The organism is Enterococcus pallens ATCC BAA-351 (assembly GCF_000407485.1).
GTDB lineage: Bacteria > Bacillota > Bacilli > Lactobacillales > Enterococcaceae > Enterococcus_A > Enterococcus_A pallens.
The window spans coordinates 1,114,213-1,136,822 of the sequence record NZ_ASWD01000002.1; the positions used below are offsets into that span (position 1 = coordinate 1,114,213).

Annotated in this window: 20 protein-coding genes; 2 read left to right on the forward strand and 18 right to left on the reverse strand. The window is 41.1% G+C overall.

Annotated elements, in window-relative coordinates; all coding sequences use genetic code 11:
* Positions 1–1,406: 1,406 nt before the first annotated feature.
* The 7 genes from I588_RS11805 to ispE all read right to left on the reverse strand — a co-directional run bounded on the left by I588_RS11805 (position 1,407) and on the right by ispE (position 8,421).
* The gene (locus I588_RS11805) at positions 1,407–2,375 is read right to left on the reverse strand and encodes a ribose-phosphate diphosphokinase (protein WP_010756328.1); all 969 of its coding nucleotides are present in this window, start codon (positions 2,373–2,375) and stop codon (positions 1,407–1,409) included.
* A gap of 103 nt (positions 2,376–2,478) precedes the next feature.
* Entirely contained in the window at positions 2,479–3,846 is a 1,368-nt protein-coding gene (gene glmU, locus I588_RS11810; protein ID WP_010756327.1) for a bifunctional UDP-N-acetylglucosamine diphosphorylase/glucosamine-1-phosphate N-acetyltransferase GlmU, read from the reverse strand.
* A gap of 96 nt (positions 3,847–3,942) precedes the next feature.
* Positions 3,943–4,761, reverse strand: a complete 819-nt coding sequence (gene purR / locus I588_RS11815) for a pur operon repressor (RefSeq protein WP_010756326.1) — start codon at positions 4,759–4,761, stop codon at positions 3,943–3,945.
* A 144-nt stretch (positions 4,762–4,905) separates the two neighbouring features.
* Positions 4,906–5,739 carry a metal ABC transporter permease gene (locus tag I588_RS11820; RefSeq protein ID WP_010756325.1) on the reverse strand — a complete coding sequence of 278 codons (834 nt, stop codon included), beginning with the start codon at positions 5,737–5,739 and terminating at the stop codon, positions 4,906–4,908.
* Complete coding sequence (locus I588_RS11825) at positions 5,712–6,392, reverse strand: metal ABC transporter ATP-binding protein (RefSeq protein WP_010756324.1); 681 nt, start codon at positions 6,390–6,392, stop codon at positions 5,712–5,714. Before I588_RS11825 ends, I588_RS11820 begins: the two co-directional genes overlap by 28 nt.
* 19 nt (positions 6,393–6,411) lie before the next feature.
* Positions 6,412–7,344 (reverse strand): metal ABC transporter substrate-binding protein, encoded by a 933-nt coding sequence (locus I588_RS11830; RefSeq protein WP_010756323.1) that lies wholly within the window; start codon positions 7,342–7,344, stop codon positions 6,412–6,414.
* Between the two features lie 225 nt (positions 7,345–7,569).
* Positions 7,570–8,421 carry a 4-(cytidine 5'-diphospho)-2-C-methyl-D-erythritol kinase gene (gene ispE / locus I588_RS11835; protein WP_010756322.1) on the reverse strand — a complete coding sequence of 284 codons (852 nt, stop codon included), beginning with the start codon at positions 8,419–8,421 and terminating at the stop codon, positions 7,570–7,572.
* Positions 8,422–8,573: 152 nt separating this feature from the next.
* Between ispE and I588_RS11840 the strand changes: the two genes are divergently transcribed.
* Entirely contained in the window at positions 8,574–8,984 is a 411-nt protein-coding gene (locus I588_RS11840; RefSeq protein ID WP_010756321.1) for an Hsp20/alpha crystallin family protein, read from the forward strand.
* A gap of 64 nt (positions 8,985–9,048) precedes the next feature.
* Here I588_RS11840 and mprF read toward each other — a convergent pair whose 3' ends face one another.
* The 9 genes from mprF to yfmF all read right to left on the reverse strand — a co-directional run bounded on the left by mprF (position 9,049) and on the right by yfmF (position 20,975).
* Positions 9,049–11,610 carry a bifunctional lysylphosphatidylglycerol flippase/synthetase MprF gene (gene mprF / locus I588_RS11845; RefSeq protein WP_081632997.1) on the reverse strand — a complete coding sequence of 854 codons (2,562 nt, stop codon included), beginning with the start codon at positions 11,608–11,610 and terminating at the stop codon, positions 9,049–9,051.
* A 183-nt stretch (positions 11,611–11,793) separates the two neighbouring features.
* The gene (gene rny, locus I588_RS11850) at positions 11,794–13,350 is read right to left on the reverse strand and encodes a ribonuclease Y (RefSeq protein WP_010756319.1); all 1,557 of its coding nucleotides are present in this window, start codon (positions 13,348–13,350) and stop codon (positions 11,794–11,796) included.
* A 310-nt stretch (positions 13,351–13,660) separates the two neighbouring features.
* On the reverse strand, positions 13,661–14,713 hold the full coding sequence (recA, locus tag I588_RS11855; protein WP_010756318.1) for a recombinase RecA: 1,053 nt from the start codon (positions 14,711–14,713) through the stop codon (positions 13,661–13,663).
* A 117-nt stretch (positions 14,714–14,830) separates the two neighbouring features.
* Entirely contained in the window at positions 14,831–16,078 is a 1,248-nt protein-coding gene (locus tag I588_RS11860; protein WP_010756317.1) for a competence/damage-inducible protein A, read from the reverse strand.
* Positions 16,079–16,215: 137 nt separating this feature from the next.
* A complete protein-coding gene (gene pgsA, locus I588_RS11865) occupies positions 16,216–16,797 on the reverse strand; it encodes a CDP-diacylglycerol--glycerol-3-phosphate 3-phosphatidyltransferase (RefSeq protein WP_010756316.1) in 582 nt (193 codons plus the stop codon).
* Between the two features lie 18 nt (positions 16,798–16,815).
* Complete coding sequence (locus tag I588_RS11870; RefSeq protein WP_010756315.1) at positions 16,816–17,685, reverse strand: RodZ domain-containing protein; 870 nt, start codon at positions 17,683–17,685, stop codon at positions 16,816–16,818.
* A gap of 14 nt (positions 17,686–17,699) precedes the next feature.
* Complete coding sequence (gene ymfI, locus I588_RS11875) at positions 17,700–18,425, reverse strand: elongation factor P 5-aminopentanone reductase (RefSeq protein ID WP_010756314.1); 726 nt, start codon at positions 18,423–18,425, stop codon at positions 17,700–17,702.
* A 2-nt stretch (positions 18,426–18,427) separates the two neighbouring features.
* Positions 18,428–19,720: an EF-P 5-aminopentanol modification-associated protein YfmH gene (gene yfmH / locus I588_RS11880; protein ID WP_010756313.1), complete on the reverse strand. Its 1,293-nt coding sequence runs from the start codon at positions 19,718–19,720 to the stop codon at positions 18,428–18,430.
* Positions 19,713–20,975, reverse strand: coding sequence for an EF-P 5-aminopentanol modification-associated protein YfmF (gene yfmF / locus I588_RS11885; RefSeq protein WP_010756312.1), 1,263 nt, complete (start codon positions 20,973–20,975; stop codon positions 19,713–19,715). The genes yfmH and yfmF overlap by 8 nt, the downstream gene beginning before the upstream one ends.
* 144 nt (positions 20,976–21,119) lie before the next feature.
* Between yfmF and mscL the strand changes: the two genes are divergently transcribed.
* Positions 21,120–21,566 carry a large conductance mechanosensitive channel protein MscL gene (mscL, locus tag I588_RS11890; RefSeq protein WP_010756311.1) on the forward strand — a complete coding sequence of 149 codons (447 nt, stop codon included), beginning with the start codon at positions 21,120–21,122 and terminating at the stop codon, positions 21,564–21,566.
* Positions 21,567–21,660: 94 nt separating this feature from the next.
* On the opposite strand, the gene I588_RS11895 is transcribed toward mscL, so the two are convergent.
* Together I588_RS11895 and I588_RS11900 are read right to left on the reverse strand one after the other, a co-directional pair.
* A complete protein-coding gene (locus I588_RS11895) occupies positions 21,661–21,906 on the reverse strand; it encodes a Veg family protein (RefSeq protein WP_010756310.1) in 246 nt (81 codons plus the stop codon).
* Positions 21,907–22,013: 107 nt separating this feature from the next.
* The gene (locus I588_RS11900) at positions 22,014–22,595 is read right to left on the reverse strand and encodes a sigma-70 family RNA polymerase sigma factor (RefSeq protein WP_010756309.1); all 582 of its coding nucleotides are present in this window, start codon (positions 22,593–22,595) and stop codon (positions 22,014–22,016) included.
* Between the last annotated feature and the right edge of the window lie 15 nt (positions 22,596–22,610).

Sequence of the window (22,610 nt, forward strand, 5' to 3'; positions counted from 1 at the left end):
TTTTTAGCAATCTTAGTGAAATTGAGTTTCCGAAAGTCTTATATGGATAATTTTTTTCAACTTTTATAGTTTTCCAATACTTCGTTCACAGTTCTTTCACATTTTTCTTGTACTATATATGTATACCAACAAACAACCCTAACACTTTTTCATTTTTAACTCCTTGCCTGTCGGCCACCCACCGACAGGCTATTTTTTTGATAAAAATAAAATAAGAAATTAATACTGAAGGAATTACTTGCAGTTTGAAAGATTTAATCATAGATTGAAAAGTATTCAAAATAGTCTTTCAGATTTTACAGTTTTCCAACACTCCATTCATAGTTCTTTCACAACTTGCTTGTATTATATAGGTATACCAACAAACAACCCTAACACTTTTTCATTTTTAACTCCTTGCCTGTCGGCCACCCACCGACAGGCTATTTTTTTGATAAAAAATAAAAGAAGAAATTAGTACCGAAGGAATTACTTGCAGTTTGAAGGATTTAATCATAGATTGAAAAGTATTCAAAATAGTCTTTCAGGTTTTACAGTTTTCCAACACTTCATTCATAGTTCTTTCACAACTTGTTTGTATTATATAGGTATACCAACAAACAACCCTAACACTTTTTCATTTTTAACTCCTTGCCTGTCAGCCACCCACTGACAGGCTATTTTTATCTAATTTTTTAGGCAATTCTAAAGTTTTCCTTGCCTATACGATTTTTCAACGTTTGTCAAGACTAAATTCATGACTTATTCACATTTTTCTTGTAGTATATAAGCATACCAACAAACAACCCTAACACTTTTTCATTTTTTTAACTCCTTTTCCCGTCGGCCACCCACCGACGGGTTCTTTTTTTGCCAGTCTAACTTTGCGCAGTTCATTTAGTTCGAGCAAAAACCTGTGATGATTCACAAATTTACGCTCGTGCTGTTTAGTTAGATGGTAGGCGTACGAAAATCATTTTATTTTTCGTGCTCTTCGAAAAATGATTCCCTTATTCATGAGGTAGCTGCCAGTCTAACTTTGCGCAGATTATCCAGCTCGAAAGAAATTTAAAAGTTATCCTCATGTTTATATACATACTGTTTAGTTAGATGGTAGGCGTACGAAAATTTTTTCATTTTTCGTGCTCTTCTAAAAATGATTCCCTTACTTGTGAGTTAGCTGCCAGTCTAACTTTTCGCAATTCATTTAGTTCGAGCAAAAACCTGTGATGATTCACAAATTTACGCTCGTGCTGTTTAGTTAGATGGTAGACGTACGAAAATGTTCTTCTTTCCTATACTAGGTAGCTGCCAACCTACAATTCAAAGTCTTTATCAAAAGGCTCAGGCCTTATTTTTTTACCGTAAAATCTTTTCAAACACAAAAAAATGGAACCAGTCTCCTGATTCCATTTGGTTTGATTTATCTATTTTTTCGTTTCGAATAATGGGCTGACTGGTTTGTTTTCATGGATACGTTTGATTGCATCCCCCATTAATTCACCAACACTGATTTCATCAATTTTGTCGATTTTGCGATCATCTGACAAGTAGATTGAATCAGTAACTACTAAATGCTCAATTGCAGAGTCTTGGATACGTTGCATTGCTGGACCTGATAAAACCGGATGCGTACAAGATGCATAGACTTGTTTTGCTCCTGCTTCTTTTAAAGCATTGGCTGCTAGGGTAATGGTACCTGCAGTATCGATCATATCATCAATAATCACACAAGTTTTACCATCAACATTTCCGATGATATTCATTACTTCAGCTACATTGGCTTTTGGTCGGCGTTTGTCGATAATCGCAATTGGTGCCTTCAAAAACTCAGCCAGCTTACGCGCACGGGTTACACCGCCGTGGTCAGGAGAGACAACAACTACATCATCGCCGCAAACCCCTTGTTCAACAAAGTAATTAGCGATTAAAGGTGCCCCCATTAAATGGTCCACTGGAATATCAAAGAATCCTTGGATCTGTGAGGCATGCAAATCTAAGGTTAACAGGCGCGTTGCTCCTGCTTTTTGGATCATGTTAGCGACTAATTTCGCTGTAATCGGTTCACGAGCACGAGCTTTTCGATCTTGACGTGCATAGCCATAATAAGGCATTACTACGTTAATAGTTTTTGCACTTGCACGTTTTAGGGCATCAATCATGATTAATAGTTCCATCAAATTATCATTTACCGGACTACTGGTTGACTGAATAACATAGACATGCGCACCACGAATACTTTCCTCGATGTTCACCTGAATTTCGCCATCGCTAAATTGTGTGACTGAGCTTTTTCCTAATTGCACACCTACAGCTTCAGCAATTTTTTCTGCTAACGGACGATTCGAGTTCAAGGCAAAGATTTTCAATCTTGGATCAAAATACTGTTTTGACATGGGTCCCTCCACTTTCTTTTTGCATACGTTACCGATTATATACTATTTCAAGTAAAATACTAGTCATTTTTCTATAGGAAATCAAGCTATCTAGCTTAAAAATTTAAAAAGGGATATGAGAGGCATAGCCTTCTTTATTCACTTGTCTAGCTCGAGCAATCGCCATATCTCCACTTTTTACGTCTTCTGTGATGGTAGAACCGGCTGCTGTAACACTGTTTGCCTCCAAATTAACTGGTGCAACTAAATTAGAGCCTGAACCGATAAACACATGATCCCCAACCGTTGTATGATGTTTGTTCTTGCCATCGTAATTAACAAAAACTACCCCACAACCGACATTGATATCTTTTCCTAACGTAGCATCACCAACATAAGTTAAATGCCCCACCTTAGTTTGTTCACCAATGGTTGCTTTTTTCGTTTCTACAAAATTTCCGATATGGGCATGTTCACCAATATCTGATTGCGGACGTAAATGAGCATACGGACCTACATCGGCATTTTTGCGAACAATACTTTCTTCAACTACGGAAGATTTAATTTCAACGTTGTCTTCAATTGTACTGTCGACAATTTTTGAATGGGCACCGATTAGACAATCTTCCCCAATAACAGTCTTTCCTTGCAGCTGAACACCTGGCTCAATCACTGTATCAGAACCAATTTCTACACCCGCATCAATATATGTGCTGGCAGGATCAATAAAGCTGACACCATTGACCATGTGCATTTTATTAATACGTGCCCGCATGATTTCATTTGCTTTAGCTAAAGCAATACGATCGTTCACACCTAGAGATTCCTCGAAGTCCTCTGTTTGATAAGCCGCTACGGTTTTGTCTTCACTTTTTAGGATTTCGACAATATCGGTTAAATAATACTCACCTTGTGCATTATTGGTTCCAATTTTTGCCAAAGCTTCAAATAATGCTTGGTTGTCAAAGCAGTAAGTGCCAGTATTGATCTCTTGTACTCGAGCTTCTTCAAGAGTCGCATCCTTTTGTTCAACAATCTTTTCCACGATGCCTACATGATCACGTAAAATCCGGCCATAGCCAGTTGGATCTTCAGCATGCGCAGTTAAAATGGTGGCACTAGCCTTTTTACCTTGATGATAATCAAATAAATTGTCTAAGGTTTGGGTTGTTAATAGAGGTGTATCTCCACTAATGACTAAGGTTGTACCACTTTTATCCTTTAGAAATTCAGCTGCCTGCAATACTGCATGGCCTGTTCCCAATTGCTCTGCCTGCAGCGCATATTGACTGCGTTCACCTAGCTGTGCCTTTACCTTTTCGGCGCCGTGTCCTACAATTGTTACGATTTCTTTCGGGCTGGTTTCAATCACTCGTTCGATGATGTGTTCTACCATCGGTTTGCCTGCTACTGGATGCAACACTTTATAAAGCTTTGACTTCATACGGGTTCCTTTACCCGCAGCCAAAATAATGGCGTATCGATTTTCCAAAATAGTCACTCCTAATTTCGTAATCCTTCTTTGAATAAGTGTAGCTCACTACTTATTCATTTTCAATTGGCAATAAAATAAGCAAGGAGCCCTTGCTTATTCGTTGAAACAATTTCCTGGTACAACTGTAATCGTCTTAGTACTGGTATCGACGTCTTTTACATATAATAATGAACGATAATCATTAATCGCACGTTCACCCTTGAAGCGTGACTCAGCAAATACGGTAATTCCCACTAATTCTGCTTCAAATTCTTCGATTAGACTCTTCATACCATTGACGGTACCGCCGCCCTTCATGAAATCATCCACGATCAACACCTTTGATCCACGTTTCAAGCTGCGTTTGGACAGCTCCATTTTTTCAATCCGTTCAGAGGAGCCTGACACATAGTTCACACTTACAGTGGAACCTTCCGTGATCTTCGAGTCGCGACGAACGATGACAAAAGGCACGTTCAAATAATAAGAAACAGCCTGAGCGATCGGTACACCCTTGGTTGCTACAGTCATGACAGCATCCACTTCTTTATCCAAATATTGTGCGGCAATGATTCTTCCAACCATCCGCAGTAAATCTGGTTGTCCCAGCATGTCGGATAAATAAACGTAGCCGCCTGGCAGTAAACGATCCTCTTCTGACAAACGATCAGCTAATGATTCAATATACTCCTTCGCTGCTTCTTGTGAAATACTTGGTGTATAAACAACACCGCCAGCTGCTCCCGGAATCGTTTCTAAAAAGCCAGTACCTCGTTCCTTAAAGGTCTTTTTAACAATTGCTAAGTCTTCACTGATGGATGATTTCGCTGAATGGTAACGGGCAGCAAAAAAAGTCAGTGGAATTAACGTATGGGGGTGTTCTAGTAAATACTGCGTTGTATCGATCAAACGCTCACTGCGACGAATTTTCACGTCATTTTCACTCCTATCCTAATCTATCGTTACTCATTATAAGGGTTTAGCTCAAAAAATTCGAGCATTTTCTAGTTTTTGACAGAAAAAGTTCGGCTTTTCTAATAAATTGCATAAAAAAAGAGGAGAAGCCTTCGCTTTCCTCTAATCATTTTGATTTCTTTTTCGCTGAAGCATCATTTTCACCCGACGAAACACGTTCATCAGCAAGAACAGTCCGATAAAGCAAAGAGTAATGGTTGCCCCTGGTGGAATATCCATATAGAAGGAACCGGTCAATCCACTGATAATTCCCACCAAGCCAATGATCACACTAATCAGAATAACGGCATTGAAGCTCTTGCCTGCCCGCATTCCAGTTGCTGCGGGAACAATCATGATTGCTGAAATCAATAACGCGCCGGCAATCGGAATCATTACTGCGATAGCGACCCCAGTTACTACATTGAAAATCATGGACATTAAGCGCACGGGTAAGCCGTCAACCGCTGCAATATCCTCATCAAAGGTTAAAACATACATCGGACGTTTGAATAGGAGAAACAAAATACTAACTAATACGAACAAAGCGCCTAAAAATCCCACCTGCGGCCACGTAACCGTAATAATCGAACCAAACAAGTAAGATTGAATACTAACGGCTGAGCTGCCAGGTGCCAGCTTCATTAGGACCAAAGCAATAGCTAAGCCAGCTGCCATCAAAATCGCAATGGATATTTCCGAATAGGAGCTGTACATATTCTGCAAATACTCCATAATAATTGCCGCAATTACCACAACCAGCAAGGTGGTTGCCGTTGGATTCAAATTTAAGAAAAATCCTAAGGCTACTCCAGCCAAGGAAACGTGGGACAAGGTATCTGCCATTAACGATTGGCGGCGAATAACCAAGAAAACTCCCAACATTGGGGCAATTCCGGCAATAAAAATCCCTGCCAAAAAGGCTCGGATCATGAATTCATATGAAAGCAGCGCCATTGAGAATCCTCCTTCCGCACTAAGCGAATTTGCCGATCCACATAGCCCTTGATATCATCATGATCATGGGTAATCATTAAAATACTCTTTCCATGCTCGTGAGCACTGTGCTGCAGCAATTCGTAAAAATTGTTCCGAGAGCGTTCATCCATTCCCGTTGTCGGTTCATCTAGGATAAACAAATCTGGGTCATTGGCAAAAATCCGGGCTAAGCTGATCCGCTGTTTTTGCCCACCGGAGAGCTCACCAACTCGTTTATGCCGCATGTTCCACATTCCGACAGCTTCCAACGCCTTTTTCACGTGAGCATGATCTCGCTCCGTTAATTTTTTAAACCATTTTCCATTAGGATAGCGGCCTGAGCTGACTAATTCCAAGACGGTACTGGGAAATCCAGCATTAAAGGAAGCAACTTGTTGAGGGATGTACCCCATTCTTAGTTTTTTTCCTTCCGTATTTTGTTTGGCAATTGTCACCTGACCGCTGCTTGGCTTCAACAGTCCTAGCGTAGCCTTAATCAGGGTAGACTTAGCTGCTCCGTTTTCACCAGTTAGAATGACAAATTCCCCTGGATCTACCTGATAGGAAACATTTTCCAGAACAGGTTCTTCATCGTAGTAAAAGGAAAGATTTTCTACTTTTATATAGGACATTGCCATTCCTCCTTAATTCTTACTTGATACTTTCTTTCAGTGCGGAAAGATTTTTTTCCATCACCGTCAAATAGCTTTCCCCATCTTTGATTTGCTGATCGGTTAAGCTTTCCAATGGGTTTAACACCTCTAATTTAACGCCGGTTTCCTGTGATAAGGTTTCGGCAACTTTAGAAGAGGCATTTTCTTCAAAATAAATGACACTAACCTGGTTCTCGTCGACATAATGCTTCAACTCACTCAAACGAGCAGGCGAAGGTTCTTGATCTGGAGAAACACCTGCGATTGCTTCTTGTGTCAGCCCATATTGTTTCGCCAAGTAACCAAAGGCCGCGTGCTGAGTCACAAAGGTTTTATTGGATGCATCGGCAAAGGCTGTTTGATATTGCTGATCCAAGTCCTGCAATTTTTTAATATACGCTTCCGCATTTTTCTCAAAAGCTGCTTTATCGTCAGGGTATTTTTTGCTTAAATCGTCACGGATAGTTTCGACTTCTTTAATCGCCAAAACGGGGTCTAACCATACATGAGTATCAAGCTCGTGACTGTGATCGTGGCCTTCTTCCCCCTCTTCTTCTTCAGAACCTTCCATTAAAGAAATATTCTTAGAAGCTTCAATCACCGTCGTTTTCTTGTCATCCACGGTATCTGTCAGATTATCCACCCACGTTTCTAATTCGGGGCTGTTGTATACAAAAACATCTGATTCTGCAATCTTCGCTAAGTCCTTGGCTGATGGTTCATAATCATGAGGCTCTGTCCCCGCTGGAATCAGCAGCTCCACCTCTCCCTTATCACCAACTACCTCCTTGGTAAATTCATACATCGGGTAAAAAGTCGTCATGACTTGTAGTTTATCATTCTTTGTCGCCTTTTGATCCTGTTGATTGCCACAGGCAGCTAGCAAGCCTACTGCAGCTATTGATGCTAAAAATAGAAGCGTTTTTTTCATTTACTTCACACCTTTCAAATCCATTTGACCTAAAATAATCTAACAGATGTTTTTCTATCCGTCAAGACAAAGCGTAAATTTTACGTTTTACCAAATAAAAAGCCCATCAAACCGTAAAATACATGTTAATACGTTCATATGATAGAAAGATAATATATTCTCCAGGTGTTATTTTTCTTATGTACCTTCCTGCCATAGACAGAAAAAAAGACCCACAAGTGGATCTTACTTTAAGGTTCTGACAAGGTAGACCTCATCACAGAACCCTTTTAATGCATTGTAAATATGTTGTGCTCTGGAATGCTTATGGCACAAGCCATAAACCGTTGGGCCGCTGCCGCTCATCATCGCAGCATCTGCACCGTATCTCATCATCCGGTCTTTGATTCTTTGAATAATTGGGTGTTTCTTGATCGTTACAACTTCCATTGAATTCCCCAAATTTTCCGTCATCATCTGATAGTCTTGTGTTTCAATCGCCTTAATTAAAGCCGCAATGTTAGGATGGTACAAGTCCTCCATGACAATTTGCGAAAAGATACTGCGGGTGGAAACACTCATCCGCGGCTTCACCACCACTACCCAGCATTGGGGCATTGATGGCAGCAAGGTCACTTTTTCGCCAAAGCCTTCAACTAATGCAGTCTGACTATATACACAATAAGGAACATCCGAACCCACTTCTGCACCTAATGCAGCCAGCTCCTCCATTGATAGGCCCAGCTGCCATAAACGATTCACTGCCCGTAACGCAGCTGCTGAATCCGTTGAACCGCCGCCTAAACCTGCTGCAACCGGAATCTGCTTATGAATATTCACCTTTAATCCAGTGTCGATCTGGTAGCGATCCTTCACCAGCTCCAGTGCCTCATAAACATGGTTCTTCTTATCAGTGGGTAAAAATGCCTTATTGGTTTCGATGATAATTTTATTTTCAGGAATTTCCTCTAGATGTAAACGATCCGCCAGATCAATACTCGCCATAACCATTGATAATTCATGCAAGCCATCTGGACGTTTACCGAGAATGTCCAGGCCAAGATTGATCTTAGCTGGCGCTTTTTCCATGATCTCCATTTTCTCACCTATTCGAATTTTTCACTAGGAAATTCTATCATAGCTCCTCGCAAAAGTATAGTTACTCCATTTTAGCATGCTTTTAATATTATCGGTTGAATATTTTCTCAGGAACGCTTACGATTAAAGAAAAAGGAAAGAAGGAGAGTATTATGGCAGGACTGTTTCCTAAAAAAGATTGGTTGGACGGAGAAGAGTTAGTTGGAAAATTGTTAAGCAGCTTTGGCGAAGACCGAAAGTTAAATGTAGATGTGAAAGAATTTCCTGATCGCTATGAAGTGAAAGCCGACTTACCTGGTTTTAGCAAAGAAGAGATTACTGTCGAATACGATAGTGAAATCCTAGCTATCTCAGCAGAGCATTCCGTGAGTAAAGAGGAAGAAGGCGACGATGGACGCTATTTGCGTAAAGAACGCTCGACTACTGCCCTGCGCCGCCAATTTGTCGTAAAAAATGTTGCAGAAGACCAAATCACCGCCGCTTTTGAAATGGGTGTCCTTCATTTAACCTTACCTAAAATCGAAGCCGATCGACAAACTCGCAAAAAAATTGATATTCAATAAAAAAACGACCCCCAGAAGTTAGACCAAACATCTAACTTTTGGGGGTCGAGCCATTTAGAGCTTTTTATACTTCGATCATTTCATCGGTTAAGGTTGCTCCTTTGTTCTTCCCTCGTCCAATCAGCAGCAGCAGCTGCAAAGCTGAGAATAAAAAGCTGCTGGACTTCATGTAAGCAAAGTAGCGAGGCCGCCAATAATCTACGTATAATGTTTTCTCCTCTGTGACTTGCTGGAAGGCATAGAAGGAATTTCCATATTTATAAATCAGATTCATGATCCGCTCTCCTAAAAAGGAGTAGGATGTCTCCCCTACCTTGGCTAACGGCGCCATTCCCTGATAAACCAGCTGAACACCCTGACGCTTCAACTCATCCATCAACTGAAGCTTCAAAAAGGTCGGCAGTTCTTTCGGAACATCATTGCGATAGCGCAGCAAATCATAAGAGCTGCGGTTAGCATCAATCGGCTGTTTCGAAATAAAGCCGACGATCCGGTTCGCAGGATCTCTAACAATTCCCACTTGGCTTGCTTCAAGATAGGCCCGATCAAAACGTCCCACCGAGAAATGCTTTTCCTTTTCTCCATTTAACCACTCTTCAGAGATTTCCCGCATTTCCTCATACACTTCATCAGGTATCTTTTTAAAGTAGATAAATTGATAGCCCTCATTGGTCAATCGCTTGAATTCAAAGCGGTCAGAAAAAACTTCGCGAGGATGAGCTTTGAAATCCGTTACGCCATTTTCTCCGATTTTATCAAAATGGAAACCTAAATCATGCAGCAGCAAAACATAATCATCAGAAATCTTATAAAAGGCTAATTGATAGCCTAAACGATCTGCATGCTCCAGAAAAGCAATCGTTGCCTCCTGCCATTTTTCCCGATTGCCGATGGGATTACCTAAGACAAAACACTTATTGGCTTTCGTCTGGAAGCCAAATACAATCTGATCGTTGCCATTTTCCTGATAATAGTAGTAATCATACCCCGGCAAGCGCAGATAATGCCCTGCCGCTGTGCCGCCATAACGATTAATCAAATAGTTGAAGCGTTTCTCATCCCAGGATGTACCCAGCTCTTCCTTGCCCTGCGTTAAATACTGATACAAAATCGCCAGACATAGAATCGAAAGCACCAAGCCGACAATTCCAGACACCCAGATATCTTCAGATGGAAAAGCAAAGTAGCGATTAGGAATAGCCTCTGCCCGCCAAAGCTGACCACTGTGATAGCCAGCCACCGCATAGAAGATAAACAAGATTCCAAAGATCAAGCCATCAACAATCAGTGCTCCCCATGAATACACAAAGCGTTTCCGCGAAAATTCCTTACGAGAAGCCCAAACAATCAAAAGAACAATAATGTAGGCAATAATCAAGCGCAAGGAAGCCGTCTTAGCGACCGTATTAACGATTCCAAAGACTAATAGGACAATTGTCGGCCAAAAGGCTTTACGGACCTTCTCGGCGATCCCACGGGCCAGTCCTAGCAATAGGAAGCCCACTAACAGATTCAAGGTTTGATCCAAAAAATCAAAGGAGTAAGGCAATAGTATTTCAAATAACCGGCTTATGTTCGAGAGGTTAGTAAATGTCGATAGTAGAATCATCATGATTCCAGCAAAATACACAGCACATACAAGAACCGTATGGGCCAGCTTTTGTGATAAAATGCGCGGCAAATTATCAAAATAGCGATTCATTCGCATACTGGTACTAGTGATGAAGATTAAAATACCTGATAAAAACGGCAGTAAATAATAAAATAGCCGATAGAACAAAATCCAGACAACCGCCTGACTTTGACTCAGCCCAAGATGCCCCAATCCTAAAATCATCATGACATCGAAAGTACCGGCTCCTCCAGGAATCATCGTAATCATCCCAAAGCCAGTAGCAATAATAAACATCGGATAAACGGCACTAATGGCTAATTGAATCCCCATCAAATGACCCACCGTCAAAAATACGGCCAAAGCCCCCAGCCACTGACCCAAAGAGGCCAAATAGAGAATAATAATCCGTTTAGGTCTAAATTCTTTAAATAGAGTCTTTCGGCGAGAATACACGATTGCGCCTAATAGCGGGGCAAAAACGCCCCCCAGCAATAACCAAATCCGATAACGGACAAAGGGATTATCTTGGCGGAATAAAAACAAATCCAAGGCAGTAACAAAAGCTAAAATCGACAGTCCGCTCAGCATAAACAAAGCAATTTTTGAGACTGTGGCTAGAACTTTTTTTCTTTCCAGGTTTTTGCCATAAAAGCTCGCCCGCAGGCTCGCGCCAACGACACCGCCAAAGCCTGCTAAATTATTTATTGTGTTCGTCGTCCAGGCAGCCACCAGCCATCCGCTGAGATCCATCCTGGGTCGACCTTCTTCTTCTAAAGTTTTAATAGCTACATAGTCATATAGGAGCATCGGGACTACACCAGCCAAACCGGCTCCTAGCATCCCTAATAAAGACCACTGATCTTGCTGCTGAATCGTCTGCCAAACCTCATGCCAGCTCATCCCCTGGGCAATGTGTGTTACTTGATTGGCCACGAAAAATAAAACAACACCGAAGAAAAGAATCTTCAATAAGGTAGCATGACGTTTGAACCATCCGCTCATGGGCGTCATACGTTTTTCCACTTAGTTTCTCCTACTCATCTTTTCTATTATCGTAGCTTATTCTACCTCATTTGCCAACTTGAAACTGTCTATTTTTACGAACTTTTTGATAATAAAATGGCGAGAATGGATAAAATTTTTCTAAAAACAAAATAAGACAAAAATCACGAAGGATTTTTGTCTTATTGATAATTATTTTGCGTAATCAGTCGCGCGTGTTTCACGGATAACTGTTACTTTGATGTGACCTGGGTAATCCAGCTCGTCTTCAATCTTACGACGGATGTCGCGAACTAAGCGAACCGCTTCCAAGTCAGAAATTTCTTCTGGTTTAACCATAACACGAACTTCCCGTCCGGCTTGTACGGCGAAACTAGAATCAACTCCCTCAAAGCTGTTAGAGATATTCTCCAAGTTTTCCAGACGGCGAATATAATTTTCCAATGATTCGCTGCGGGCTCCTGGACGTGCTGCCGATACTGCATCAGCCGCTGCCACCAGCACTGAAATCACTGAAGTTGCTTCTGTGTCGCCATGGTGAGAAGCAATGGCATTGATCACAATTGGGTTTTCACGATATTTGGCTGCTAATTCAGCACCAATTTCAACGTGAGAGCCTTCAATTTCATGATCCAGAGCTTTCCCGATATCATGCAGCAAACCTGCACGCTGCGCCATTTGGATATCTTCACCCAACTCGGCAGCTAAGACACCAGTCAGCTTGGCAACCTCTACGGAATGATCTAGAACATTTTGACCATAACTCGTTCTAAAGTGCAGACGACCTAAGATCTTAATCAAATCTGGATGCAAGGTATGCGCACCAACTTCGAATGCAGCTTGTTCACCGTATTCACGAATGCGTTCGTCCATTTCCTTGCGAGATTTTTCAACCATTTCTTCAATTCGAGCCGGATGAATCCGACCATCTTGAATCAATTTCTCTAAGGTCATGCGGGCGGTTTCCCGTCTAATTGGATCAAAACCTGATAATACTACTGCTTCAGGGGTATCATCGATGATCAAATCGATACCGGTTAATGTTTCTAATGTGCGGATATTACGTCCTTCACGACCAATGATGCGACCTTTCATCTCATCATTTGGCAGTGTTACAACAGAAACAGTTGTTTCAGAAACAGCATCGGCTCCGCAACGTTGAATAGCCATTGCCAACAGGTTTTTCGCTTTGCGATCAGCCTCTTCTTTCGCCCGTTGCTCAGATTCTTTCACCATAACCGTTAGTTCATGGTTTAATTCTTCTTCTGTTGTTCGCATAATGACATCTTTTGCCTCTTCTTTAGAAAGAGATGCCACTTGTTCTAGTTTTGTTTGTTGTTCATCAATTAGTTGTTCTACTTCTTTTTCTCGCTCGTCAATTAATTGTTGTCTCGCACTGAGTTTTGTTTCTTTGTCTTCCAGTGAGTTTTCACGCTTCTCTAGAGAATCATCTTTACGATCTAAAGTCTGCTCTCTTTGAAGCAAGCGATTTTCTTGAGTTTTTAGTTCTTGTTTGCTTTCTTTCAACTCACTTTCAATTTGTGCTCGATACAGCTGGTTTTCTTCTTTGGCTTCCAACAAAACTTCTTTTTTTAAGGTTTCAGCTTCTTTTCTTGCTTGAGTAATAATCCCTTTAGCTGAGTTTTGTGCCCCATCAATTTCTTTTTCATGACGTGATTTGGCAACCATAAATCCTAAACCAAGACCGACAATTAAACCGATGATAGCGAGGAGAATAGGAACTGTCATTGAATCCACCTCCGTACTATCTTATTTTTTTATGTGTAGTTTTTTGATAAACGTGGTTAAAATTATCAATATGCCTACTTGCATGCGTGTGTATAGTCACACAACTTTATTCTAATGTTTGAAGGATAGGGTGTCAACTTTATTTGACGGTTGCCATTGTTTTTAGCATAAATAGAAACCCCAGTAAAAAATCATTTTCTTACACAAATAGACACTTTGTTCATTTTTAGCGCTCTATGTAAGGGTTTAGGACCTTTACGCGCACAAAAAAACACTAACGAAACAACGTGCTTCGTTAGTGTTTTAGCGTTTAGTCTTCTAAAGGAAGTTCTTCTTGTCCAGGCTCTTCTACATCTTCAGGAACCTCAACTGGCTCACCGATACCGTAAGCAGCACGTACACGACTAGAAACTTCCGCTGTCATATCAGGATGCTCTGCTAAGTATTTCTTCGCATTTTCCCGACCTTGTCCGATTCGTTCTTCCTTATAGCTGTACCAAGCACCACTTTTATCGATGATGTCTTGTTCAGCCGCCATATCCAAGAGTTCACCTTCCTGTGAAATCCCTTGACCGTACATAATGTCAACTTCAGCTACTTTAAATGGCGGAGCCACTTTGTTCTTCACTACTTTGATTTTCGTACGGTTACCGACAATGTCAGTTCCATTTTTTAGTTGTTCGGCCCGACGTACTTCCAAACGAACAGTCGCATAGAATTTCAATGCGCGTCCACCAGGAGTGGTTTCTGGATTCCCAAACATAATCCCAACTTTTTCACGAATTTGGTTGATAAATACCGCGATCGTTTTGGTCTTATTAATCGAACCAGATAATTTACGCAATGCTTGAGACATTAAACGCGCTTGCAAACCAACGTGAGATGCACCCATTTCACCATCGATTTCCGCACGAGGAACCAACGCAGCAACTGAGTCAATAACAATAATGTCTACTGCACCACTGGATACCAATGCGTCAGCAATTTCCAAACCTTGTTCACCAGTATCTGGTTGGGAAAGCAATAATTCATCAATATTGACGCCTAAGTGCTGTGCATATTGCGGGTCCAATGCATGCTCTGCATCGATAAAGGCTGCCGTTCCGCCTTGCTTTTGCACTTCAGCAATCGCATGTAACGCTACAGTTGTCTTACCAGAGCTTTCTGGTCCGTAGATTTCGATGATACGTCCACGCGGGTAGCCGCCTACACCTAATGCTACGTCTAGAGCCAATGAACCACTAGGAATAGTTGAAATCTGTTGATCAATCTTATCCCCTAATTTCATGATGGAGCCTTTTCCGTAGTTCTTTTCAATTTTCTTCATTGCAGCTTCTAAGGCTGCTTTACGATCGTCTGCCAAGCGCGAATCCTCCTTATAATAAAAACATTTCAGTGAATGATTTTCTTCGGGTCAGTAGTATTAGTTTATCGGTTCGCAGCCAAAAAAGCAAGCGAAAAACGAACAAACATTCGTATTTTAATTTTTATTTAGAATTGCCCGGCGGATCAAGTCTAATCCCTTCATAACCGCGCTGTGGCGCACATAAGAACGGTCACGAGAGAAGTGATTCTCGGTTACAATCGTTTCTTTGCCCTTCCGTGCCAACGCGATATAGACTGTTCCAGGAATTTTGCCTTCCAATTCATCCGGACCCGCTACCCCTGTAAAGGAAACCGCAAAATCGGTTCCTGCTTTAGCCAAAGCGTGCTCTGCCATCGCTTGCGCGCATTCTTGACTAACCACACCATACGTGTCCAACAAGGCTGGATCAATATCTAAGAAAGCTGCCTTTGTCGCTTTAGAATACGTTACAAAGCCACCAGGGAACACTTCTGAAACCCCAGGGATTTGTCCCAATGTTGCTTGAAATTCACCCGCAGTTAAGCTTTCCGCTGCTGTAACTGTTAAATGATGCTGCTTCAGCAGATCAACAGTTACTTCCTCCAAGCTGTTGGTATCACCATATCCATAGAAGTATTCACCAACCTTAGCCATAATTTCAGCTTCCGCTTGATCTAATAATACTGTTGCTGAAGTATCGTCCATCGTATTAGCGGTAATTCGTAAGGTTACTTCATTTGGTTTAGCATAAGGTGCAATGGTTGGGTTGGATTGATTTTTGATCATTTCAGCTAATTCTGTTACTAACAACGATTCACCTATGCCGTAAAAGCGCAATACTCGAGAAGTCAGCACTTCCTGCGTTGGAAATTCTTTTTGCAATAAAGGTTTGGCCTGCTCCAAAAACATCGGTCTTAATTCACTTGGAGGTCCAGGCAATAAAATATAATTGTTCTTTTTTCCTTTATAGAGACAACCGATTGCAAGTCCTGTCCGGTTTTGTAATGGAATACCGTCTTTCAATGTTTCTACTTGTCGTAAATTATTCGGAGTCATTGGATGCTGACGATTTTTAAAGAAGGTCATCATATGCGCGTACCCTTCAGCATCTTGAACCAGTGGTACTCCCACATGATCAGCTAAAACATTTTTAGTTAGATCGTCATCGGTTGGACCTAATCCTCCGCCTAAGATGATCAAGTCGCTACGGGTGTCCGCTAATTGCAATAACTCCTCTAAACGTTTTGGATTATCTCCAACAACTGTGTGGTAATACACCTCGATTCCTAAGTCCGCCAATTGTTCAGATAAAAAAGTTGCATTGGTATTGACTACTTGCCCCATTAATAATTCTGTTCCGACAGCAATAATTTCTGCTTTCATTTCATTCACTTCTTTCTTAAGATACGCAATTTCCCTTCAACTATACCAGAAAAAATAAAATTTCGGGAATTTTTTGCAGGAATCAGGTATTTTAGACCATAAAAAAACTGCGAAGCCAGCTTCGCAGTTCAAATCTTCTACATAGAGCCTTTAAATAAGGCCGTATTTTTAGCAAAATAATCATACCCTGAATAAACGGTAAAGAATAAACAAACATACAGCATAATTTGATCAACAGGAATACCAATGTAATTGAAGGGAACATTGTTCAAGTACAGCAACACAATTCCAATCATTTGAGTAGCTGTTTTGATTTTCCCTGGCATTGCTGCTGCCATTACACCGCCGCCTTGCTCAACAATCAACAGGCGTAACCCTGTTACTGCCAATTCACGACACACAATAATTGCAATAACCCAAGCAGGTGCTTTACCTTGCTCGACCAGGATAATAAACGCAGTCATTACCAGCATTTTATCTGCTAATGGATCTGCAAATTTACCGAAGTTAGTTACTAAACCTCTGGCACGAGCGATTTTGCCATCCAAATGGTCTGTATAGCTGGCAATCGCAAAAACAATTGCCCCCACTAGCTGCGTAATCGGCAAAGCTGTATCTCCGGCCATAATTGTTCCCCAATCCCATGGGGCCAATACAATAATCATAAATAACGGAATCATAAAAATTCGGATCACCGTTAATTTATTTGGTAAATTCAATGTCTTGCTCCTTTCTTATCAATCCGCGTAATTCAGTGCTAAACGAATATTCTTTTGACTTGCTGAATCCGCAGGCTGATAATCCAGCGGCTCATCATTTATTTGAACATCTGCATAGCGGGCTATTCCGACAGTAATCACCGCTTCTGCCGTATTGGCAGGCAGCTCGGTTGATTGCGTTTCATTTGGCTGCAAGGTGTATTGGTAAATTAACGCACCATTTACTTGAACACCAATCCACACACGTTCCTTGCCGGTGAAGGTTAGCTTAACCGATCCTTTGATCTGTTCCACCTTCATTTGCGCTTCGCTGTTTGTATTGCTTTCCATGGTGATTGCCATCTTAGGTTTTTCTGGCTCCGAGGAAGATTGGCTTGTACTTTCCACAGCTGAACTGCTTGTACTTGCACTGTCTGCCACACTTGAGCTCACAGAGCCTTCAACAGCCATTGAATTATTTGGAGAAATGATCGGCTCTCCTTGGTTATCAAGCCACATCATATATCCTACCACCACAATAATCGATAATGCAACCAAGCCTAAAAGCACCGCAGGCAAACTCGCTTTAACCCGTCGTTTCGTTGGGTGCTCAGCATGCTTATTTTTGCGGGAGCCTTCTACTGGCTCAAGCTCAGGATAAACTGGCCGGGGCTGGTCTTTCCCATCATAGACATCTAATAAATAATTGCCATCCAGCTTTACTTCCTCTGCATACTGACGGATAAATGCTCGCAAATAGTAATCACTTGGCAGCAAATGAAAGTCATTGTCTTCTAAGGCAATCAAATAACGTTTTTGAATTTTCGTTTTTTGCTGCAGCTCGTCAAGACTAATTTTTTTATCGATTCGGGCTTTTCGTAATGTTTCACCTATATTTATACTGGCCACTCGTTTTCTACTCCTTAATCCATCCAGCCGCCGGCAACCACCAGAGTAGTGCCTGTTGTATAGCTGGCTTCCTTTGAACATACGTATTTACATGCCGCTGCCACTTCGTCGGGTTCGGCCATTCGACCTAAAGGAATATCTGCCGCTAAAATCTCTTGCTCATTTGATGACCAGTTTTGATTCATTCGAGTATTCACCGCTCCTGGAGCTATTGCATTAACAGTAATGCCTAAGGAGGCTACCTCTTTTGCATAAGCTTTAACAAAGCTCTCCTGTGCTCCTTTAACAGCACTATAAACTGTCTCCATGCTGCTGCCATGCTGACCGTAGACTGAGCTGATAAAAACAACCCGGCCGCTGCCGTTTTGAGCTAATTTCACTTGCAGCTGCTGCAACAATAAAAGCGGTGTTTTTACGTGAATTTGCCATAAGCTGTCCATCTGCTGACTGGTTGTTTCCGGCAATAATTCATATACCGTAAAACCAGAAGCAAAAATAACTCCGTCCACTTGAAATAACTGGCTCACAAATGCTGAGATTGCAGATTCCTCTAGCATGTTTAAGGATAACACAAAAAAATCTTGCTGGGGATAACGTTGCTGCAAGTCTGAAACTAAATTTAATACTTTTTCCTGATTGTGATGATAGTGACAGTAAAGCGACCAGCCTTCTTCAGCCAAGGCGTAACAAATCGCCTGCCCGATATCTCCACTGGCACCCATCACAAGACCGTAAGGCATGCTTACCCCTCCTTACGCATATAGAACCGACTGAATGCCTCTTCCTTGATCAATAACTGTCCAGCAGCCAAAATATCTTGCAACTGTACACTTTGAATCAGCTCAGGCATATCAAATAACGTCCATTCACCAAATAATGATTGAGTAAACTGGTTTGCCACATATTCTAAAGCATTTAAGGATTGGAAATATTTACCCAGCATCTTTTTCTTCAACAATGCCAAATTCTCTTCATTAACCTCTGGATCCTGCTCAAAGTTCAACAAGATTTTAATTACTTCATCCGCCAGCTGCTCTGGTTTTTCAGTATCGCCACCAAAATCAGCAAAATAGAAGCTGCGATCCAGTGAAAATTCATAACCGAAGCTATCATCAATAATCCCCTCATTATATAGGCGCAAATAATTTTGGGAGGTATTTCCTACTAAAAGCTGCAGCAATAGATCAACAGACAGCTTAAAAATCAACCGTTCTTTATCATTTTCCGGCAGAGCAGAAATTCCTTTAACTCCTACGATTGATTTCGGCATAGCTACAGGCATTTTTTGCTCGCTGACCTGTATAATATCCTCTAGTCCCTCAGTTGGAAATTGACGTTGGATTGGCTCTGGTGCTGCAAATTCTTTTTGCGCTTGATTTTCTCGGATAAAGCTCATTAGCGCTTCTGGTTCTAGATTACCAACCACAAATAGCGTCATGTTGCTAGGATGATAGAAGGTCCGATAGCAAGTATACAGATCCTCCGCAGTGATTTCTGCAATGGATTCTACTGTACCCGCGATATCAATATGCAGCGGATGCTTTGGATACATATTTTTCAAAATCCCAAAAAATTGCTGCCAGTTAGGATCATCCTGATACATTTGGATTTCCTGACCAATGATTCCTTGTTCCTTTTGTACAGATTCCTCTGTAAAATAAGGCTCCTGAACAAAGTCCAGCAACGTAGCCAAATTCAGCTCCAGCTGATCTGTTGTTGAAAACAGATAGCTGGTTCGCGTAAAACTGGTGAAGGCATTGGCAGAAGCACCTTGTTCACCAAATTTTTGGAACACATCGCCTTCTTCTTTTTCGAACATTTTGTGCTCTAGAAAGTGTGCAATTCCATCCGGTACTGTAATAAATTCATCACCGCCGCGAGGAATAAAGGTATTATCGATTGATCCATAATTAGTGCTGAACAATCCATAAGTTTTGTGATACCCTTCTTTCGGCAACAAATAAACAGTCAAGCCGTTGGGCAGCACTTCTTTATATAACGTTTCATTAATTTTATCGTAGACTTGTTTATCCATTTTGCTTTCCTCCATCCAAAAAGAAGATCGCCTGCAGCTGCATTTGTTTCGCAACCTGCTGTACTTCTTGTTTGGTTACCTTCTCTAGTCGTTTCAGCCAAGCTTCGTCAGAGAGCTGACTGCCTGGCAGCCATTGATCCAAATAGGCAATCTCAATCACGTTTTGTGGACGATCCAAACCTAAGAGGTACTGATTTTTCAACATAGCCTTGGTTTGCTGGAAGGCTAGATCTGTAAAATCTCCTTGCTGCAAGTCTTCTAATTGTTCAGAAACTAAACGCAGCACCTTGTTACGATTCTCACTGTTGATTCCCGTCTGTACACTCATATAACCACGGAAGGTATCAAAGGTAGTAGAAGCATAATAGGCCAAGCTTTCTTTTTCCCGAACATTCATGAACAATTTCGAATGAGGAAACCCACCGAATAAACCATTAAAGACCAATAGCGGGAAACGCTGGGCATCTTCGTAATAAATCCCAGTTGCGTATGCTAAGTTTAATTTACCTTGAATTACCGGTTCTTGCAGCTGCTGTTCACGAATGACATTGCTGACAGTCTGTTCGTAATAAATTTCAGGTGAACGCTCTTCACGATCTGTAAACGGCAAGGCAGCAAACAGCTCCGCTACCTCTGCTTCGCTGACATCTCCTACTACGAAAAGATCCAATTGATCATTTGCTAATACCTCTTGGTAGTAATCCGCCAAGGTTTGAGCCGTTTCCTGCTTCAAATCAGACACTGTTCCAAAGCTTGGAATTTGCTGAGCTTCATCAGTAAAGTAAGTTTCTTGTAATTTCAACGAAGCCAGCGTTTGCTTATCTTCCTCCAGGCTCTCTAAATAGCCCTTCAAATTTTCTTTTTCCAATTGAAAGGTTTGTTCATCGAATTGGCCATCTTTGATATTAGGATAAAAAAGAACCTCCTTAAACAGGTCCACTGCTTGAGCCAATATCGTTGGGTCGTCAACATATTTTCCATTTACTACACTAATCCCAAGGTTCATCCAATGAAGATTGCCCTTACGTCCTACACTCAGTCCAAAACCCGCACCATAAAGCTCTGCTAAATGTGCACTTAGTTTTGTTTGATCGGGATAATTTAATGAATTGGTTTCTAGTAAGTTCGCAAGAAGCGTACGCGTTGTCATTTTTTCTCTACGCAGTCTTGTTGTAAATCGTCCATAAATTTGAATCGTTTTATATTTTTTCGTCGGTAAGACGTGAAGCCGAATGCCTTTTTTTAGTCGAATCATATACAAGCTCCTTTGATTTGTCATTACCTTCAATTATAGCACAGGAAAAAGTCTAAAGCTGGCATTTGCTATAAGCAAGCCTTTTGTTTCATCTTTTTTAGGGAGTTCGCTATACTGGAGAATGTAAAGGTAAGGAGGAATAATATGTTTAAAGAATTTAAGGAATTCCTGATGCGAGGCAGCGTACTTGATTTAGCAGTCGGGGTTGTTATCGGGAGTGCATTCACTGCCATTGTAAATAAAGTTGTTGAAGGACTAATCACTCCACTAGTCGGCTTAGTGGTTTCATTGTTTACTCGAGGACAAAATCTAGAAGATGCCGTTTCTGTTTTAGATTGGTCACCAGTTAAAGGTGTTACCTTTGCATTTGGTGATGTAGTTAGTGCGATTATTACTTTCTTAATTACTGGTTTTGTCTTGTTCTTAATTGTTAAAGCAGCTAATCGGGCGAAGAATTTAGGCACTAAAGAAGAAGCTGAAGAAGAAGTAGCAGCACCGACAGCTGAAGATTATTTAGCTGATATTCGTGATATGTTGGCGGAACAAAAACATTTGCAAGAAAATAGCACGGATAAAGATAAATTAGAGTAACTAGATACTTGAGCAACGAGCCTAGAATATGTCAGCGCTCGTTGTTCTATTTTAGATAAAATAAAAACCACGGAGCAACTATGCTCCATGGCTCTTAAACTGCTTCAGTTAAAAATTCAATTTCTACTGTACGTGTTAATACATCGGAATAACTATAAGATACCCGTTCAAAAGAATTTTCTTCAGGATCCAAATCGACTACAAACACAGATGGATAAATTTCAGTTAGAATTCCTCTGCGTTGCGTTTGACGTTTTCTGCCTGTTTGAGCGACTAGTAAAATCGGACTGCCCAAGCGATCTTCTAAGCTCTGCTTGATGGTTGCTAAAGTTGTTGGCATTCAGTTCACCTCACCCTACAGTATAACAGAAAAAGTTGAATTTTACAATGTTATCATAAAAGAAATTGCTTTGCAACCCTTTTAGTATCAACCACGAATGTATCCGATTACAAAAGTTCTTCTTGATAAGATAACTCTTTTTTTAGTTTTCTTTTGGCTCGGTTCAAGGCACTTTCTGCCTGCGAACGTTTCAATCCCATCTCTTTGGCAGCTTCGGTAAGTTCGATATTATTTATGTAAGCTTGAAATATTTTTGCCTCAATCAGGGAGAATTCAATCGTTGAATTCTCAATCGCCTCACGAATCATCAATTTTTCTTCTATTTGTTCACTATAAACTAGATTTTGAGTAAAATACTCCAGCCCGTCACTTTCAACGGACACTACATTTTTCTCGCTGCGTCGTTTTTTTGCTTCTTGCTTGCGCAGCTCGCATAATATTCTATTTTTTAGCACCTGCTTGAAATAGAGACCAAAAGTCACATGGCTGCCATATTCATAGCTTTCAATTGCATCCTGCAACGCGAGCCGACCTTCTTGCAACCAATCTTCCTCATCAAATAATCGTATATAGTAAACCTGCTTCATCGCCTGAACCACTCCTTTGTATGCTGTAAAGAGTGTTTCAAACGCTTCTTCATCACCTAATTTTGCTTTTTTTAACCAACCATGTAACTCAACCTTTTCCATGTAACCACTCCTTTC

Coding starts and splice junctions, on each gene's coding strand:
- I588_RS11895 (WP_010756310.1), bottom strand. CDS start 21,906: ATGCCAACAACTTTAGCAACCATCAAGCAGAGCTTAGAAGATCGCTTG.
- I588_RS11830 (WP_010756323.1), bottom strand. CDS start 7,344: ATGAAAAAAACGCTTCTATTTTTAGCATCAATAGCTGCAGTAGGCTTG.
- I588_RS11840 (WP_010756321.1), top strand. CDS start 8,574: ATGGCAGGACTGTTTCCTAAAAAAGATTGGTTGGACGGAGAAGAGTTA.
- mscL (WP_010756311.1), top strand. CDS start 21,120: ATGTTTAAAGAATTTAAGGAATTCCTGATGCGAGGCAGCGTACTTGAT.
- I588_RS11805 (WP_010756328.1), bottom strand. CDS start 2,375: ATGTCAAAACAGTATTTTGATCCAAGATTGAAAATCTTTGCCTTGAAC.
- yfmF (WP_010756312.1), bottom strand. CDS start 20,975: ATGATTCGACTAAAAAAAGGCATTCGGCTTCACGTCTTACCGACGAAA.
- I588_RS11900 (WP_010756309.1), bottom strand. CDS start 22,595: ATGGAAAAGGTTGAGTTACATGGTTGGTTAAAAAAAGCAAAATTAGGT.
- mprF (WP_081632997.1), bottom strand. CDS start 11,610: ATGACGCCCATGAGCGGATGGTTCAAACGTCATGCTACCTTATTGAAG.
- ymfI (WP_010756314.1), bottom strand. CDS start 18,425: ATGCCTTACGGTCTTGTGATGGGTGCCAGTGGAGATATCGGGCAGGCG.
- I588_RS11825 (WP_010756324.1), bottom strand. CDS start 6,392: ATGTCCTATATAAAAGTAGAAAATCTTTCCTTTTACTACGATGAAGAA.
- I588_RS11860 (WP_010756317.1), bottom strand. CDS start 16,078: ATGAAAGCAGAAATTATTGCTGTCGGAACAGAATTATTAATGGGGCAA.
- ispE (WP_010756322.1), bottom strand. CDS start 8,421: ATGGAGATCATGGAAAAAGCGCCAGCTAAGATCAATCTTGGCCTGGAC.
- rny (WP_010756319.1), bottom strand. CDS start 13,350: ATGACAGTTCCTATTCTCCTCGCTATCATCGGTTTAATTGTCGGTCTT.
- yfmH (WP_010756313.1), bottom strand. CDS start 19,720: ATGGATAAACAAGTCTACGATAAAATTAATGAAACGTTATATAAAGAA.
- I588_RS11820 (WP_010756325.1), bottom strand. CDS start 5,739: ATGGCGCTGCTTTCATATGAATTCATGATCCGAGCCTTTTTGGCAGGG.